This is a genomic window from Paenalicyclobacillus cellulosilyticus (genome assembly GCF_014647315.1).
Taxonomy (GTDB): Bacteria; Bacillota; Bacilli; order Alicyclobacillales; family Alicyclobacillaceae; genus Alicyclobacillus_J; species Alicyclobacillus_J cellulosilyticus.
The window spans coordinates 1-265 of record NZ_BMOY01000134.1 but is presented as its reverse complement, the minus strand read 5'-3'; the positions used below and the strand labels follow the sequence as shown (position 1 = coordinate 265).

The 265-nt window shown below is 46.0% G+C and carries 1 protein-coding gene; it reads left to right on the top strand.

From position 1 onward, the window contains the following. A partial coding sequence (locus tag IEX97_RS13755) for a CsiV family protein (protein WP_229776937.1) occupies nt 1-265 on the top strand: 265 nt, incomplete at both ends.

The following is a 265-nucleotide window of genomic DNA, read 5'->3' as shown; positions in this document are numbered from 1 at the left end:
AAACACGTAGCATGGCGTCAAGGTGATCGAGGTAAAGCAAGCGCGCCAATCTTTCGAATTGTAGGTGGTCGTGATTTCTCTGACTCTTACAATGCAGACGGTAGTCCGATTAATGGCAATAACAGCTACTCTAGCGATGGCTATAACGAAGAAACCATCAACGGCCCACTGTATGAGTTAGATGGCAAATTCCAAATTTACGTGCAGCATTACTTGTTTGCAGAAACCACGCTGGATTTGCGTGAACCAAGCGTCCGTGAAGTTC